The 16,534-nt window shown below is 72.1% G+C and carries 10 protein-coding genes; 1 reads left to right on the forward strand and 9 read right to left on the reverse strand.

From position 1 onward, the window contains the following. Positions 1 to 1,260, forward strand: a 1,260-nt coding sequence (locus HGA02_RS01480; RefSeq protein WP_168676822.1) for an HAD-IC family P-type ATPase, incomplete at its 5' end; no start/stop codon positions are given. A gap of 90 nt (positions 1,261 to 1,350) precedes the next feature. On the opposite strand, the gene clpX is transcribed toward HGA02_RS01480, so the two are convergent. The 9 genes from clpX to lgt form a co-directional block, all read right to left on the reverse strand. Beyond that, a complete protein-coding gene (clpX, locus tag HGA02_RS01485; protein ID WP_168676824.1) occupies positions 1,351 to 2,628 on the reverse strand; it encodes an ATP-dependent Clp protease ATP-binding subunit ClpX in 1,278 nt (425 codons plus the stop codon). Between the two features lie 236 nt (positions 2,629 to 2,864). Continuing rightward, positions 2,865 to 3,569, reverse strand: a complete 705-nt coding sequence (locus HGA02_RS01490; protein WP_124341611.1) for an ATP-dependent Clp protease proteolytic subunit — start codon at positions 3,567 to 3,569, stop codon at positions 2,865 to 2,867. Between the two features lie 49 nt (positions 3,570 to 3,618). Further along, a complete protein-coding gene (locus HGA02_RS01495) occupies positions 3,619 to 4,236 on the reverse strand; it encodes an ATP-dependent Clp protease proteolytic subunit (RefSeq protein WP_425483021.1) in 618 nt (205 codons plus the stop codon). Between the two features lie 240 nt (positions 4,237 to 4,476). Then, positions 4,477 to 5,877: a trigger factor gene (gene tig, locus HGA02_RS01500; protein ID WP_168676842.1), complete on the reverse strand. Its 1,401-nt coding sequence runs from the start codon at positions 5,875 to 5,877 to the stop codon at positions 4,477 to 4,479. 210 nt (positions 5,878 to 6,087) lie between these two features. Next, entirely contained in the window at positions 6,088 to 7,653 is a 1,566-nt protein-coding gene (locus HGA02_RS21560) for a nucleotide disphospho-sugar-binding domain-containing protein (RefSeq protein ID WP_168676826.1), read from the reverse strand. A gap of 118 nt (positions 7,654 to 7,771) precedes the next feature. Beyond that, the gene (gene pyk, locus HGA02_RS01510; protein ID WP_124342525.1) at positions 7,772 to 9,208 is read right to left on the reverse strand and encodes a pyruvate kinase; all 1,437 of its coding nucleotides are present in this window, start codon (positions 9,206 to 9,208) and stop codon (positions 7,772 to 7,774) included. Between the two features lie 96 nt (positions 9,209 to 9,304). Continuing rightward, positions 9,305 to 10,771 (reverse strand): glutamate synthase small subunit, encoded by a 1,467-nt coding sequence (locus tag HGA02_RS01515; RefSeq protein WP_168676829.1) that lies wholly within the window; start codon positions 10,769 to 10,771, stop codon positions 9,305 to 9,307. Next, entirely contained in the window at positions 10,764 to 15,335 is a 4,572-nt protein-coding gene (gene gltB / locus HGA02_RS01520; RefSeq protein ID WP_168676831.1) for a glutamate synthase large subunit, read from the reverse strand. Before gltB ends, HGA02_RS01515 begins: the two co-directional genes overlap by 8 nt. 152 nt (positions 15,336 to 15,487) lie before the next feature. After that, positions 15,488 to 16,369 carry a prolipoprotein diacylglyceryl transferase gene (lgt, locus tag HGA02_RS01525; protein ID WP_168676834.1) on the reverse strand — a complete coding sequence of 294 codons (882 nt, stop codon included), beginning with the start codon at positions 16,367 to 16,369 and terminating at the stop codon, positions 15,488 to 15,490. Positions 16,370 to 16,534: the final 165 nt, after the last annotated feature.

The raw sequence follows: 16,534 nt of genomic DNA on the forward strand, positions 1-16,534 counted from the left end.
CCCGAGCCCCTCGACGTCGCCCGGTGGGAGGCGACCATCGACGAGCTCGGCGGTCAGGGGCTGCGCGTGCTGGCGGCCGCGGCACGACCCGCCGACCCCGGCGCATCCGCGCTCGCCCTCGACGACCTGCACGACCTGGTCCTGCTCGGTGTCGTCGGCATCGTCGACCCGCCCCGCCCCGAGGCCGTCGCGGCCATCGCGGACTGCCACCGCGCCGGCATCGCCGTGAAGATGATCACGGGCGACCACGCGGGCACCGCCGTCGCGATCGCACGCGAGCTCGGCATCGTCCGCCCCGGCGACGAGGTCCGGGCACTGACCGGCGCCGAGCTCGAGGCGATGAGCCAGGAGGAGCTCCGGGTGCACGTCGAGGACGTCGACGTCTACGCGCGCACGAGCCCCGAGCACAAGATCCGCATCGTGCGCGCGCTGCAGTCGCACCGCGAGGTCGTCGCGATGACCGGCGACGGCGTGAACGACGCCCCCGCGCTGACCCGCGCCGACGTCGGCATCGCCATGGGGATCAAGGGCACCGAGGCGACGAAGGAGGCCGCGGAGATCGTCCTCGCCGACGACAACTTCGCGACGATCGAGCGGGCCGTCGAGGAGGGGCGGCGGATCTACGACAACATCCGCAAGTCCGTCGTCTTCCTGCTGCCGACGAACGGCGCGCAGTCGCTCGTCATCCTCGTCGCCGTGCTGTTCGGCCTCGCGCTGCCGCTGTCCCCCGTGCAGATCCTCTGGGTCAACCTGGTCACGGCCGTGACGCTGTCGCTCGCGCTCGCCTACGAGCCAGCCGAAGCCGGGGTCATGGACCGCCCGCCGCGGTCACCGTCGGAGTCGGTCCTGTCGGGGCGCTCGCTCGTGCTCGTCGTGTGCGCGTCGCTGCTCATCGGCGGCGCGACCCTCGCCGTCTACCTCGTCGAGAAAGACCTCGGCGCGACCGACGGCGTCGCGCAGACCAGCGCGGTCACGATGCTCGCGCTCGGACAGGTCGCGTTCCTGTTCTCGTGCCGGTTCCTGCACGCGTCGAGCCTGACGCCCCGCGTGCTCGTCGGGAACAGGGTCGTGTGGATCGCGGTCGGCACGCTCCTCGCGCTGCAGGTGGTGTTCGTCTACGCGCCGTTCATGCACGACTGGTTCGAGTCGGCCCCGATCGCGCCGCGCGACTGGGCGCTCACGGCCGCGATCGCGGTCGTCGTGCTGGTCCTCGTCGAGGCCGTCAAGGCGCTCGGCCGCCGCTCGCCCGGGCGGCGCTGACCCGCCTCCCCGGACCCCGGGCAGGAGACGACCGAGCCCCCGACGGCGACCGTCGGGGGCTCGGGTGGTGCGGGGGCGCGGGACGGCGGCTCAGGCGCTCTTCTCGCGCGGCGTGCGCTTGTCGCGCGGCGTCTCGCGCGGCACGAGCGTCGGGTTGACGTTCTCCAGCACGACGTCCTGCGTGATGACGACCCGGGCGACGTCGTCGCGGCTCGGCACCTCGAACATCACCTGCTGGAGGACCTCCTCCATGATCGCCCGCAGACCGCGCGCGCCGGTGCCGCGCAGGAGCGCCTGGTCGGCGATCGCGGCGACGGCCTCGTCCTCGAACTCGAGCTCGACGCCGTCGATCTCGAACATCCGCTGGTACTGCTTGACGAGCGCGTTGCGCGGCTCGGACAGGATCCGCACGAGCGCGCTCTGGTCGAGCCGCGACACGGCGGCGACGACGGGCAGACGCCCGATGAACTCGGGGATGAGCCCGTACTTCTGCAGGTCCTCGGGGCGGACCTCGGCGAACAGGTCGCCCTCGTCGTGCGACTCGAGCAGCGGGGCGCCGAAGCCGACGACGCGCTTGCGGGCGCGGGCCGCGATGATGTCGTCGAGCCCGGAGAACGCGCCGGCCACGATGAACAGGACGTTCGTCGTGTCGATCTGGATGAACTCCTGGTGCGGGTGCTTGCGGCCGCCCTGCGGCGGGACCGAGGCGGTCGTGCCCTCGATGATCTTCAGCAGCGCCTGCTGGACGCCCTCGCCGGAGACGTCGCGCGTGATCGACGGGTTCTCGCTCTTGCGGGCGATCTTGTCGATCTCGTCGATGTAGATGATCCCCTGCTCGGCCTTCTTGACGTCGTAGTCGGCGGCCTGGATGAGCTTGAGGAGGATGTTCTCGACGTCCTCGCCGACGTAGCCGGCCTCCGTCAGCGCGGTCGCGTCGGCGATCGCGAACGGGACGTTGAGCATGCGGGCCAGCGTCTGCGCGAGGTACGTCTTGCCGGTGCCCGTGGGGCCGACCAGCAGGATGTTCGACTTCGCGATCTCGACGTGGTCGTCCGAGCTGCGTCCCAGCTCACCGGCCTGGACGCGCTTGTAGTGGTTGTACACCGAGACCGACAGCGCCCGCTTCGCGGACTCCTGGCCGATGATGTACTGCTCGAGGAAGTCGAAGATCTCCTTCGGCTTGGGCAGCTCGACCATGCCGACCTCGGTGGCCTCGGCGAGCTCTTCCTCGATGATCTCGTTGCACAGCTCGATGCACTCGTCGCAGATGTAGACCCCGGGGCCCGCGATGAGCTTCTTCACCTGCTTCTGGGACTTCCCGCAGAACGAGCACTTGAGGAGATCGGCTCCGTCCCCGATTCGAGCCACGCGTGTCCCCTTCCTCCGTGTCCGCCCTCCGCCCGACGGGCGGTGCGTCGTCCCCGTCGCACCCGCGGGTGCGACGTCCTCCCATTGCACACCACCCGGGGCCCGATGTCAGCCGAACCTCGCCGTGGCGCGCGGCGTGTCCCTCGGACGGTCGTCCGGATTGTCCGACCGTCGGGACCTGCGTCCCCCACCGGGACGCCGCCGGACCGGGTGGTCGCGGCGGCGTCCGTCGGGTGTCAGGCGGTCGGCTGCACCACCGTCGGGTGCGCGCCCTTGCGGCTCTCGAGCACCTGGTCGACGATCCCGTACTCGAGCGCCTGCTGCGCGGTGAGGATCTTGTCGCGCTCGATGTCCTTGCGGACGAGCTCGATGTCGCGGCCCGTGTGGTGCGCGATCGTCTGCTCGAGCCACTCGCGCATGCGGATGAGCTCGTTCGCGTGGATCTCGATGTCGGACGCCTGCGCGTAGCCGCCGCCCTCCATCGCGGGCTGGTGGATCAGCACGCGCGCGTTCGGCAGCGCCAGGCGCTTGCCGGGCGAGCCCGCCGCGAGCAGCACCGCCGCCGCCGACGCCGCCTGCCCGAGGCAGACCGTCACGAGCTGCGGCTTGATGTACTGCATCGTGTCGTAGATGGCCGTCAGCGCCGTGAACGAGCCACCGGGCGAGTTGATGTACAGCGTGATGTCGCGGTCCGGGTCCGTGCTCTCGAGCACGAGCAGCTGGGCCATGACGTCGTCCGCGGACGCGTCGTCCACCTGCACGCCGAGGAAGATGATCCGGTCCTCGAACAGCTTGGTGTAGGGGTCCTGGCGCTTGAAGCCGTAGGCCGTGCGCTCCTCGAACTGCGGCAGCACGTAGCGGCCGACGGGGCCCTGCGGGGCCTGGCCGCCGGGACCGGCGAGCCGGCCCGCACGGGCGATGAACTGGGACTCGATGCTCACGAGGGTCTCCTCAGAAGGTCGCGGAAGGGTCGTCGGGTCGGGGCGCCGCTCAGGCGGTGCCGCCGCCGCCCGTGACGGACCCCGCCGTCTCGACGACGTGGTCGATGAAGCCGTACTCGAGGGCCTCGGGCGCCGTGAACCAGCGGTCGCGGTCCGCGTCGGAGTTGATCTGCTCCACGCTCTTGCCGGTCTGCTCGGCCGTCAGCTCGGCGAGCACCGTCTTCATGTGGAGGATCAGCTGCGCGTTGATGCGGACGTCGGTCGCCGTGCCGCCGATGCCGCCCGAGGGCTGGTGCATCATGACGCGCGCGTGCGGCGTGGCGTAGCGCTTGCCCTTCGCGCCCGACGAGAGCAGGAACTGCCCCATCGACGCGGCCATGCCCATCGCGATCGTCGCGACGTCCGGCTGGATGTACTGCATGGTGTCGTAGATCGCCATGCCCGCCGTGATCGAGCCACCCGGCGAGTTGATGTACAGCCAGATGTCCTTCTCGGGGTCCTCGGCGGCCAGCAGCATCATCTGCGCGCAGATGGCGTTCGCGTTCTCGTCGCGCACCTCGGAGCCGAGCCAGATGATCCGCTCGCGGAGCAGTCGGTTGTAGATGGAGTCGTTGAGGCCGAGACCCGGGGAGTCTGCCCGGGCCATCGCCGGCACCTGCACGTTCACGAAGGCTCCTTCGTCTGGCGTTCGCGTCCTTCGACGCACTGTCCTGCGGGTGGTGCTGCACCGGGCCGTCGGGACGTCCCCTGCCGGCCGTGCGCTGCTGCGACCCTAACGCGCACGAGGCGCCGGTCAGGGCCCCGCGGCCGGGGGTTTCGCTGTCGGCGCAGCCCCGACGGCGAGGGCCCCGCACCGACCTGCGGTGCGGGGCCCTCGACGGGTGCGTCCGGTCGCCCGGACGGCGGATCAGGCCTTGGCGTCCTCGGTCTCGACCGGCGCGTCCGCGATCCCGGAGATGTCGGTCGCGGCGTCGGTCGTCGCACCGGCGGCGGCCTGCTCGGCGGCGTCCGCGGCGGCGTCCTCCTCGTCCGTGCCGATGAACTCCGCCAGGTCGACGGCCGTGCCGGCGCCGTCGGTCACGGCGACGCGGCGCAGCGCGACGGCGAGGGCCTTGGAGCGGGCGACCTCGGCGACCATGGCCGGGATCTGGCCCTGCTGGTCGACCGTCTGGATGAACGTGTTCGGGTCCATGCCGTACTGGCGCGACGCGCTCACGAGGTAGTCGAGCAGCTCCTGCTGGCTGATCTTGATCTCGAGCTGCTCGGCGAGCGTGTCGAGGAGGATCTGGTTGCGCAGCGCGGTCGTCGCCTGCTCGCCGACCTCGGCACGGTGCTCGTCGTCCTCGAGACGACCCTCGCCCTCGAGGTGGCGGTGCACCTCGGCGTCGACGACGCCCTGCGGGACGGGGATCTCGGTGCCCTCGAGGAGCTTCTCGAGCAGCAGGTCACGGGCCTGGACGGCCTGGTTCGACGCCTTGATGCGCGACGCCTGCTCGCGCAGGTCAGCCGTGAGCTCGTCGAGCGTGTCGAACTCGGACGCGAGCTGCGCGAAGTCGTCGTCGGCGTCGGGGAGCTGGCGCTCCTTGACGTTCGTCGCGGTGACGGAGACCTGCGCCTCCTCGCCCGCGTGCTCGCCGCCCGCGAGGCTCGTGACGAACGTCGTCGTCTCGCCCGCGGACAGGCCGGTGAGCGCCTCGTCGAGGCCCTCGAGCATGTTGCCCGAGCCGATCTGGTAGCTGACGCCGGAGACCGAGTCGACCTCGTCGCCGTTGATCGTGGCGGTCAGGTCGAGCACGACGAAGTCGCCCTCGGCGGCCGGGCGGTCGACGCCGACCAGCGTGCCGAAGCGCTCGCGCAGCGCGTCGAGACGGCCCTGCACGTCCTCGTCGGAGACCTCGACGTCGTCGACGGTGAGGGTCAGGCCGTCGAGCGCCGGGACGGTGATCTCGGGGCGGACCTCGACCTCGGCGGTGAAGTGCAGCTCGCCCTGGTCCTCGCCGGCGACGAGGCCGGGGACCTTGGTGACCTCGACCTCGGGCTGACCGAGCGGGCGCAGCTTGTTCTCGCGGACGGCCTCGGCGTAGAAGCCCGACAGACCCTCGTTGACGGCGTGCTCGATGACGGCCGGACGACCGACGCGCTGGTCGATGATGCGCGGGGGCACCTTGCCCTTGCGGAAGCCCGGCACGTTGACCTGCTCGGCGATGTGCTGGTACGCGTGCTCGATGCTCGGCTTGAGCTCGTCGTACGTCACCTCGACGGTCAGCTTGACCTTGGTGGGCTCCAGGGTCTCGACGGCGCTCTTCACTTCGATGGTCTCCAACTGATTCGGGTGGGTACCGGCGAGTGCGGCGCCGGACGGTTCGGGCGGCGCTGCCTGCCGGCACGCGCACGCGACCCTCGATGGTACGCCACCACGACGAGCCGCCGCCAAAAGCCGCCCGTCGGGGACGGGGCCGCCGGGGACGCCCCCGCGCCCTCCGACGGCTGCCCTTGCCCGGCCCCGACACGGCCCACGTCAGGCCGCGGCCGCCTCCGTCGCGGTCGCCTGCTCCCCCGCGAGGCCCTCGACGACCTCGACGACGCGCGCCACGGCGTCGTACCGCGCGTACTCGGCCGCGAGCTCCTGCGCACGGCGCGCGAACGACGGCTCCTCGAGCACGCGCCGGACGCCGTCGGCCACCGCCCGGGTGGTCGTCGCGTCGGTCGTCGGGTCGGTCCGCAGCGCGACCCCGACGCCCGACCACGCGACGCGCGCCCCGACCTCCGCCTTGTCCTCCGTCCGACCGGCGACGACGAGCGGGACACCGGCCGCGAGCGCCTGCTGCACTCCCCCGAACCCGCCGTTCGTCACCATGACGTCGACGAGCGGCAGGAGCTGCTCGAACGGCACGAAGCGCGCGGCGCGCACGTTCGCGGGCAGCTCGCCCGCGAAGACGTCCTCCGGCTCGGCGGTGGCCGTCGTGAGGACGACGAGCGCACGCGTGCCGGTGAGGGCCTCGACCGCGGGGTAGAGCAGCCGCGAGGGGTCGGTCGCGACGGTGCCCTGCGTGACCAGCACGACGGGCCTGCCGTCGGCCTTCGCGGCGAGGACGTCGGGCCACCACACCGGCGGCTCGAACAGGTCGACGCCGCGCGGCAGCACCGCACCGACCGTCTCGACGTTCGCCGGGAGGTCGCTGCGCGGGTACTCGAGCGACGGCACCGACAGGTGCAGCACGCGGGTCGCGAACGTCGGCATCCAGTCGAGGAAGAACCCGTCGGGACGGTCGACCCCGGCCTCGTCGACGAGCGCGAGCGCGGCCCGCTGCGCGTCCTTGAACACGACCCGCTTGATGAACGCGTCGAGCACGCGGTACCGGAGCGCCTGCAGACCCGTGCGCGGCGGCTGGAGCCCGGTGCCGAACGGCGCGGTGTCGCGGCTCGACACGGGCAGCGGCGTGACGGTCAGCTGGACCGACGGGATCCCGTGCCGGCGTGCGAGCAGCGCGCCCGCGATGCCCGTGGTGTCGGTGACGACGACGTCCGGGCGCCAGCCCGCGACGACCGCCTCGAGGTCGGCGAGGTCGCCCGGCACGGGTCCGAGGAAGTGGTGCAGGACGTCCCACTGGAGCCGCTTCACACCCGGCTCCGGCGCGCCGTGCGCCGCGGACCAGGCGTCGAGCTCGGCGTCGTCGAGGTCGCGGCCGTGCACGACGGGTGCGGCGGTGGCCCCGGTCGCGGCGACCGCCGACGCGAACTTGGTGCCGGTGTGGACGACGACGTCGTGGCCGGCGTCGACGAGCGCGCGCACCACGGGCTCCGCAGACACCGGGTAGTGCACCGGGACGGGGTGCGCGACCTCGTCCAGCGACATGCGCGACAGGATGCCGGGCAGCCCGAACGTGTGGTCGCCGTGCGCGTGCGTCAGGCAGATCCGCGTGATCGCCGACGACGCGACACCCGCCAGCAGCAGCTGCCGCTGCGTGCCCTCGCCGGGGTCGAACAGCAGACCCTGGTCGTCCCACCGCAGCAGGTAGCCGTTGTGGTTGCGCGTGCGCGTCGGCGCCTGCGACGCGGTCCCCAGCACGACGAGCTCGCGCACCGCACCCTCCCTCGTCGTCGGCCTTCGCCGCCGGGACGACGAACGGGCCCCGGAAGACCGGGGCCCGTTCGTGTCGCTCAGCGGCACCTGCGTGCCGTCGGGCGTGACGTCGCGTGCGTCAGGCGACGCGACCGCCCGGGTTCTCCTCGTCGCCGATCTTGTGCACGACGATCGAGTTCGTCGACCCGACCACGCCGACCGGCGCACCCGAGACCACGACGACGTAGTCGCCCACCTCGGCGAGGCCGTTCGCGCGCAGCGTCTGGTCGACCTGCGCGACCATGTGGTCCGTGCTCTCGACCGTGGGCACCTGGTACGTCTGCGTGCCCCAGCTCAGGGACAGCACGTTGCGCACCGACTCGACCGGCGTGAAGGCCAGCAGCGGGATCGACGACCGCAGGCGCGACATGCGCCGCGCCGAGTCACCGGACTGCGTGAACGTCACGAGGTACTTCACGCCCAGCGTCTCGCCGATCTCGGCGGCCGCGCGGGTGATCGCGCCACCGCGCGTGTGCGGGGTCGAGCCGAGCGGGGCGATGCGCTCACGACCGAGCTCCTCGGTCGCCTCGATGATCCGGGCCATCGTGCGGACCGTCTCGATCGGGTAGTCGCCGACGCTCGTCTCGCCCGAGAGCATGACCGCGTCCGCACCGTCGAGAACCGCGTTCGCGCAGTCCGAGGTCTCGGCGCGCGTCGGGCGCGGGTTCGTCGTCATCGACTCGAGGACCTGCGTCGCGACGATGACCGGCTTCGCGTTGCGGCGGGCGAGCTCGACCGCGCGCTTCTGGACGAGCGGAACCTGCTCGAGCGGCAGCTCGACGCCCAGGTCGCCGCGCGCGACCATGATGCCGTCGAACGCGGCGACGATCTCCGCCAGGTTGTCGACGGCCTGCGGCTTCTCGATCTTGGCGACGACCGGGACGACCCGGCCCTCCTCCTCCATGATCCGGCGGACGTCGTCGTAGTCCGCGGCGTTGCGCACGAACGACAGCGCGATGATGTCGGCGCCGATCTGGATCGCCCAGCGCAGGTCGGCCTCGTCCTTGTCGCTCATCGCGGGGACGGACACCGCGACGCCCGGCAGGTTCAGGCCCTTGTTGTTCGAGACGGGGCCCGGGACCTCGACGCGCGTGATGACGTCGTTGCCCTCGACGGCCGTGACGCGGACGAGCACCTTGCCGTCGTCGATGAGGATCGGGTCGCCGGGCGAGACGTCGCCGACGAGGCCCTTGAACGTCGTCGAGACACGCTCCTTGGTGCCCTCGATGTCGTCCGTCGTGATCGTGAACACGTCGCCCACGGCGAGGTCGTGGCGACCCTCGACGAACCGGCCGAGGCGGATCTTCGGACCCTGGAGGTCGACGAGGACCGCGACCGAGCGGCCCGAGGCCTTCGACGCCGCGCGCACGTTGTCGTAGACCTTCTTGTGCGCCTCGGTGTCGCCGTGGCTGCGGTTGATCCGTGCGACGTCCATCCCGGCGTCGACGAGGGCCTGGATCTGCTCGGCGGACTCCGTCGCGGGTCCGATGGTGCAGACGATCTTTGCTCTACGCATGGCTCTGAGCCTATGCCTTCCTGGTGGGCGTGGTCGGACCAACGTCCCGGTGGAGGCCCTGGCCCCGACCGGTAGGACGTGACGGTCCTGGTGGGGTCAGGGGCGCAGCGCCACGGTGCTGGCCGTGACCGGTGAGGGCAGCTCGGTGCCCCCCGACAGATAGGTGTCGACGGCGGCGGCCGCGGCACGGCCCTCCGCGATCGCCCACACGACGAGAGACTGCCCGCGACCGGCGTCGCCGGCCACGAACACGCCGGGGACGGTCGTGGAGAAGTCGTCCGACCGGGTGACGAGGCCACGCGCGGTGAGCTCGACGCCCAGCTGCTCGGTCAGGGGCGCGGTCTCCGGGCCGGTGAAGCCCATGGCGACGAGCACGAGGTCGGCCGGGATGTCCCGCTCGGTGCCGGGCGTCGGGACGCGACGGCCGTCGGAGAGGTACTCGGTGGTCGCGAGGCGCAGGCGTGCGACGTTGCCGTCCTCGCCGGGGAGGAACTCGACGGTCGACGCGAGGTAGTCGCGCTCACCGCCCTCCTCGTGCGAGGACGACACCTCGAACAGGATCGGGTCGGTCGGCCACGGCTGGTGCGCGGGGCGCTCCTCGGGCGGGCGCTTGCCGATCGCGAGCGTCGTGACGGACGCCGCGCCCTGGCGCAGCGCGGTGCCGAGGCAGTCCGAGCCGGTGTCACCGCCGCCGATGATGACGACGTGCTTGCCGGTCGCGGTGATCTGGTCCGGCACCTCACGGCCGGCCGCGACGGCATTGGCCTGGTGCAGGAAGTCCATCGCGACGTGCACGCCGCCGAGCTCCTTGCCCGGCACCTGCAGCTCGCGCGGGACGGTCGCCCCGGTCGCGATGACGATCGCGTCGTAGCGGGCCTGCAGCTGCTCCCACGTGATGTCGCGGCCGATCTCGACACCCGGGCGGAACCGGGTGCCCTCGGCCTCCATCTGCGCGAGGCGGCGGTCGATGTGGACCTTCTCGAGCTTGAAGTCCGGCACGCCGTAGCGCAGCAGGCCGCCGACCGCGTCGTCCCGCTCGTACACGGCGACCGTGTGGCCCGCGCGCGTGAGCTGCTGCGCGGCCGCGAGGCCCGCAGGCCCGGAGCCGACGACCGCCACGGTGTGCCCGGTGAGGCGCTGCGGCACCTGCGGCGTCACGTACCCGCGGTCGAACGCCTCGTCGATGATCGAGACCTCGACGTTCTTGATCGTCACCGGCGGCTGGTTGATGCCGAGCACGCAGCTCGACTCGCACGGCGCCGGGCAGATGCGGCCCGTGAACTCGGGGAAGTTGTTCGTCGCGTGCAGGCGGTCGATCGCGTCCGACCACTGCCCGCGCCACACCAGGTCGTTCCACTCGGGGATGAGGTTCCCGAGCGGGCAGCCGTTGTGGCAGAACGGGATGCCGCAGTCCATGCAGCGGCCCGCCTGCTCCTTCAGGTACGGCTGGCCGTCCTGCCGGTGGGCGTGGACGTCCTTCCAGTCGCGCAGACGCACCTCGACCGGGCGGTTGGGCGGGAGCTCGCGCTCCCGCACCTTCAGGAAGCCGCGGGGGTCAGCCACGGGCCACCTCCAGGATCTGGTCCCACACGCCGGGCGCCGCGGGGTCGAGGCCGTCGGCCTCGGCCTGCGCGAGCGCACGACGGACGCGGGCGTACTCGGTGGGCAGGAGGCGCGTGAACCGCGCCCGGGTCGCCGTCGGGTCCTCGAGCAGCTGCGCGGCGACCGGCGAGCCGGTCTCCTCCAGGTGGGTGCGCAGCAGGCTCTCGACGAGAGCGGCGTCCTCGTCGTCGAGGGGGTCGAGAGACAGCTCGCCGGAGCGGACCGCCTCGAGGTTGACGAGCGGCACGTCGAGGTCGAGCACGTACGCCGTGCCGCCCGACATGCCGGCGCCGAGGTTGCGGCCGGTGCGGCCGAGGACCACGACGGTGCCGCCGGTCATGTACTCGAGGCCGTGGTCGCCCACGCCCTCGACGACCAGCGTCGCGCCCGAGTTGCGGACGCCGAACCGCTCGCCGACCCGGCCGCGCAGGAAGACCTGCCCGGACGTCGCGCCGTAGCCGATGACGTTGCCCGCGACCACGTCGTGCTGCGAGAGCACCGCGCTGCGGTCGGGGCGCACGACGATCCGGCCGCCCGACAGGCCCTTCGCGACGTAGTCGTTCGCGTCGCCGAACAGCCGCAGCGTGATGCCGCGGGGCAGGAACGCGCCGAACGACTGACCGGCCGAGCCCGTGACGGTCACGTCGATCGTGTCGTCGGGCAGACCCGCGCCGCCGTACCGCTTGGTGACCTCGTGGCCGAGCATCGTGCCGACCGTGCGGTTGACGTTGCGGATCGGCAGGGCGATGCGCACGGGCTCCTGCCGCTCGAGCGCGTCGGTCGCGAGCGAGATCAGCTGGTTGTCGAGCGCACGGTCCAGGCCGTGGTCCTGCGTCGCGGAGTTGTGCAGCGTCGACCCCGGCAGCGGGTCCGGGACCGCGAGCACCGGCGTCAGGTCGAGGCCCTCGGCCTTCCAGTGGTCGACCGCGGCGCGCGTGTCCAGCAGCTCGACGTGGCCCACGGCCTCCTCGATCGACCGGAAGCCGAGCTGCGCGAGCAGCTCGCGCACCTCCTGCGCGATGAACTCGAAGAACGTGACGACGAACTCGGGCTTGCCGGTGAACCGCGACCGCAGCTCGGGGTTCTGCGTCGCGACGCCGACCGGGCACGTGTCGAGGTGGCAGACGCGCATCATGATGCAGCCCGACACGACGAGCGGCGCGGTCGCGAACCCGAACTCCTCGGCGCCCAGGAGCGCGCCGATCACGACGTCGCGGCCCGTCTTGAGCTGCCCGTCCACCTGGACGACGACGCGGTCGCGCAGGTTGTTGAGGACCAGCGTCTGCTGGGTCTCGGCGAGGCCGATCTCCCACGGCGTGCCGGCGTGCTTGAGCGACGTCAGCGGGCTGGCGCCCGTGCCGCCGTCGTGGCCCGAGATGAGCACGACGTCGGAGTGCGCCTTGGCCACGCCCGCGGCGATCGTGCCCACGCCGAACTCGGAGACCAGCTTGGTGTGGATCCGCGCCGACGGGTTCGCGTTCTTCGCGTCGTGGATGAGCTGCGCGAGGTCCTCGATCGAGTAGATGTCGTGGTGCGGCGGCGGCGAGATGAGGCCCACGCCGGGCGTCGAGTGCCGCGTCTTGGCCACCCACGGGTACACCTTGTGGCCGGGCAGCTGACCGCCCTCGCCGGGCTTGGCGCCCTGCGCGAGCTTGATCTGGATGTCGTCCGCGTGCGTGAGGTACTCGCTCGTGACGCCGAACCGGCCGGACGCGATCTGCTTGATCGCCGAGCGCCGCTCGGGGTCGTACAGGCGCTCCGGGTCCTCGCCGCCCTCACCCGTGTTCGACTTGCCGCCGAGGCGGTTCATCGCGATCGCAAGCGTCTCGTGGGCCTCCGCGGAGATCGAGCCGTACGACATCGCGCCGGTGTTGAACCGCTTGACGATCTCGCTGACGGGCTCGACCTCGTCGACGGGCACCGGCTGGCGCACGCCGTCCCTGAACGCGAGCAGGCCGCGCAGCGTCATGAGCCGCGACGACTGCTCGTCGACGCGGTGCGTGTACTCGCGGAACACGTCCATCTGGCGCGTGCGGGTCGAGTGCTGCAGGCGGAACACCGTCTCAGGGTCGAACAGGTGGTCCTCGCCGTCGCGGCGCCACTGGTACTCGCCGCCGACCGCGAGCCGCTGGTGCGGCTGGCGGTTGCCGGACGCGGGGTACGCGTCCTCGTGCCGCGCCGCGACCTCGGCCGCGATGACGTCGAGGCCGATGCCGCCCAGGCGGCTCGTCGTGCCCGTGAAGTACCGGTCGACGAGCGGCTGCGACAGGCCGATGGCCTCGAACACCTGCGCGCCGCGGTACGACGCGATCGTCGAGATGCCCATCTTCGACATGACCTTGAGGACGCCCTTGCCGAGCGCCTTGATGAGGTTCTTGACGGCCTTCTCGGGCGAGACGCCGGGCAGGTAGCCGTTGCGCGCGAGGTCCTCGACGGACTCCATCGCGAGGTACGGGTTCACCGCGGCCGCGCCGTAGCCGATGAGCAGCGCGACGTGGTGCACCTCGCGGACGTCGCCGGCCTCGACCACGAGCGAGATCTGCGTGCGGGTGTGCCGGCGCAGCGTGTGGTGGTGCACCGCGGACAGCAGCAGCAGCGACGGGATCGGCGCGAGCTCGGCGTCGGAGTTGCGGTCGGACAGCACGAGGAAGCTCACGCCGTCGGCAACCGCGCGGTCGACCTCGGCGAAGATCTCCTCGAGGCGCGCCTCGAGGGCCGCTCCCCCGCCGGCCGCCCGGTACAGGCCGCGGATCGTCGTCGCGCGGAAGCCGAGCGACGGCTCCTTCTGGACGTGCACGATCTTGGCGAGCTGGTCGTTGTCCAGGACGGGGAACGGCAGCACGAGCTTGCGCGCGTGGCCGGGGCCGTCCTCGAGCAGGTTCGGCTCGGGGCCGATCGCGCCGCCGATCGCGGTGACCAGCTCCTCGCGGATGGCGTCGAGCGGCGGGTTCGTCACCTGCGCGAACATCTGCGTGAAGTAGTCGAACAGCATGCGCGGCCGGTTCGACAGCACCGCGACGGGCGTGTCGGACCCCATCGCACCGAGCGGCTCGGCTCCGGCGGCCGCCATGGGCGCGAGCAGGACCTTGAGCTCCTCCTCGGTGTAGCCGAACGTCCGCTGCCGACGGCGGACCGACGCGGCCGAGTGGGCGACGTGCTCGCGCTCGGGCAGCTGCTGGAGGTAGACGGAGTGGTCGCGGACCCACTCCGCGTACGGCCGCTGCGCCGCGAGCTGGGCCTTGATCTCGTCGTCCTCGACGATCCGGCCCTTGCCGGTGTCGACGAGGAACATGCGACCCGGCTCGAGGCGGCCCTTCGCGACGACCGTCGCCGGGTCGAGGTCGAGCACGCCGGCCTCCGACGCGCACACGACGAGGCCGTCCTCGGTGACCCAGTACCGGCCGGGGCGCAGGCCGTTGCGGTCCTGCACCGAGCCGATGAGCGTGCCGTCCGTGAAGGTCATCGCCGCCGGCCCGTCCCACGGCTCCATGAGCGTCGAGTGGTACTCGTAGAACGCACGCCGGGCCGGGTCCATCTGGGCGTGGTTCTCCCACGCCTCCGGGATCATCATCATGACCGCGTGCGGCAGCGAGCGGCCCGACAGGTGCAGCAGCTCGAGCACCTCGTCGAAGCTGCCCGAGTCCGAGCCGCCGGGGGTGCAGACCGGCAGCAGCGGCGCGAGGTCGCCGAGCGCCTCGCTCGCGAGGGTGCCCTCGCGCGCCGCCATCCAGTTGCGGTTGCCGCGCACCGTGTTGATCTCGCCGTTGTGCGCGACGAGGCGGAACGGCTGCGCGAGCGGCCACGACGGGAACGTGTTGGTCGAGAACCGCGAGTGCACGAGGGCGATCTCGGACGCGTAGCGCGGGTCGGACAGGTCGGCGAAGAACGGCTCGAGCTGGCCCGTCGTGAGCATGCCCTTGTACGCGAGCGTGCGCGACGACAGCGACGCGAAGTAGAGGCCCAGCTCGCGCTCGGCGCGCTTGCGCAGCCGGTACGCGCGGCGGTCGAGGTCCAGGCCCGCGAGCTCGCGTGAGGGGTCGGCGACGACGAGCTGCCGGAAGACGGGCATCGACGCGCGCGCGGTGGGCCCGACGAGGTCGGCCGTGACGACGACGTCGCGCCACGCGAGCACGTCGAGCTTCTCCTCGGCGGCGATGGCCTCGACCGCGGCGACGACCGTGCGCTGCTCGACCTCGTCGACCGGGAGGAACGCCATGCCGATCGCGTAGAACCCGGCGGGCGGGAGCTCGGCGTCGACGACGTCGCGCAGGAACGCGTCGGGGATCTGGGTGAGGATCCCCGCACCGTCGCCGCTGTCCTCCTCGGCGCCCACGGCGCCGCGGTGGTCGAGGTTGAGCAGCGCCGTCAGACCGGCGTCGACGATGTCGCGACCGGGGGTGCCACGCAGGGTGGCGACGAAGGCGAAGCCGCAGGCGTCGTGCTCGGCGGCGGGGTCGTAGAGACCCTGCTGCGCCGCGCCCGACCGCGTGACGAGCGCGTCAGGGCTCACGTGCGACGTCGACATCTGCACCGTCCTCACGATCCCCGGGGGCCGGGGTTTGACGAACATGGGGGGAACGCGGGACGTCGTCGGCCCAAACGTGGGGTGACGATACAACCCGGAAACATTGCGAGCCGCATCGCCACTTTGTGAGGTGGGTCACACCCCGCTCGCGGTCAGCGAGCGGCCTCGGACGTGCTCTCCTCGTCGTCCTGCGCGGTCGGGGGTGCCAGCAGGAGGGTCGTGTCGCGCCCTGGATGACGGCGCCCGACCACCACGAACGCTACCAGCGCGCCGAGGCCCACGATGATGGACGTCCAGACGTTGACCCGAAGCCCCAGGATCGTGTTCGCCGGGTCGATCCGCACGAGCTCGATCCACAGCCGGCCGGTCGTGTAGATCACGACGTAGAGCCAGAACACGCGGCCGTGGCCCAGCTTGAACCGGCGGTCGGCCCAGACGAGCACCGCGGCACCCGCGAGGTTCCAGAGGATCTCGTAGAGGAACGTCGGGTGGAACAGCGTGCCGGACTCGAACCCGGCGGGCAGGTGCGCGTCGTCGATCTGCAGGCCCCACGGGAGCGTCGTCGGGCCGCCGAACAGCTCCTGGTTGAACCAGTTGCCCAGCCGGCCGATCGCCTGGGCGACGAGCAGGCCGGGCGCGAGCGCGTCGGCGAACGGCGCGAGGCGGACCCCCTGGCGACGGCAGCCGATCCAGGCACCCACCGCGCCGAACGCGACCGCACCCCAGATGCCGAGGCCGCCCTCCCAGATGAACAGCGCGCGCACCGGGTCGCCGCCCTCGCCGAAGTACGCCTGCGGGGACGTGATGACGTGGTAGATCCGGCCGCCGACGATGCCGAACGGCACCGCCCAGAAGGAGATCTCGAGCACGGTGTCGGGGTCGCCCCCGCGCTCGGCCCAGCGGCGACGGGTCATCCAGAGCGCCGCGACGATGCCCAGCAGGATCGCGATCGCGTACGCGCGCACCGGGAACGGACCCAGGTGCCAGACGCCCTGCGGCGGGCTGGGGATCGACGCCAGGACCGCGGCGCTCACCGCTCGCCCCGCACCGCCGAGCGGACGCCGTCGGCCAGGTCGGCGGTGACCCGCGCGAGCGCGTCGATGCCGCCGGTCGCGTCCCCCGACTCGTACGCGTCGAGCAGCGGACGGACGAACGCCGAGCCGACGATGACGCCGTCGGCGTACCGCGCGACCTCGGCC

The organism is Cellulomonas septica, assembly GCF_012396155.1.
In the GTDB taxonomy this organism is placed as follows: Bacteria; Actinomycetota; Actinomycetes; order Actinomycetales; family Cellulomonadaceae; genus Cellulomonas; species Cellulomonas septica.

Coding starts and splice junctions, on each gene's coding strand:
- pyk (WP_124342525.1), bottom strand. CDS start 9,208: ATGCGTAGAGCAAAGATCGTCTGCACCATCGGACCCGCGACGGAGTCC.
- gltB (WP_168676831.1), bottom strand. CDS start 15,335: ATGTCGACGTCGCACGTGAGCCCTGACGCGCTCGTCACGCGGTCGGGC.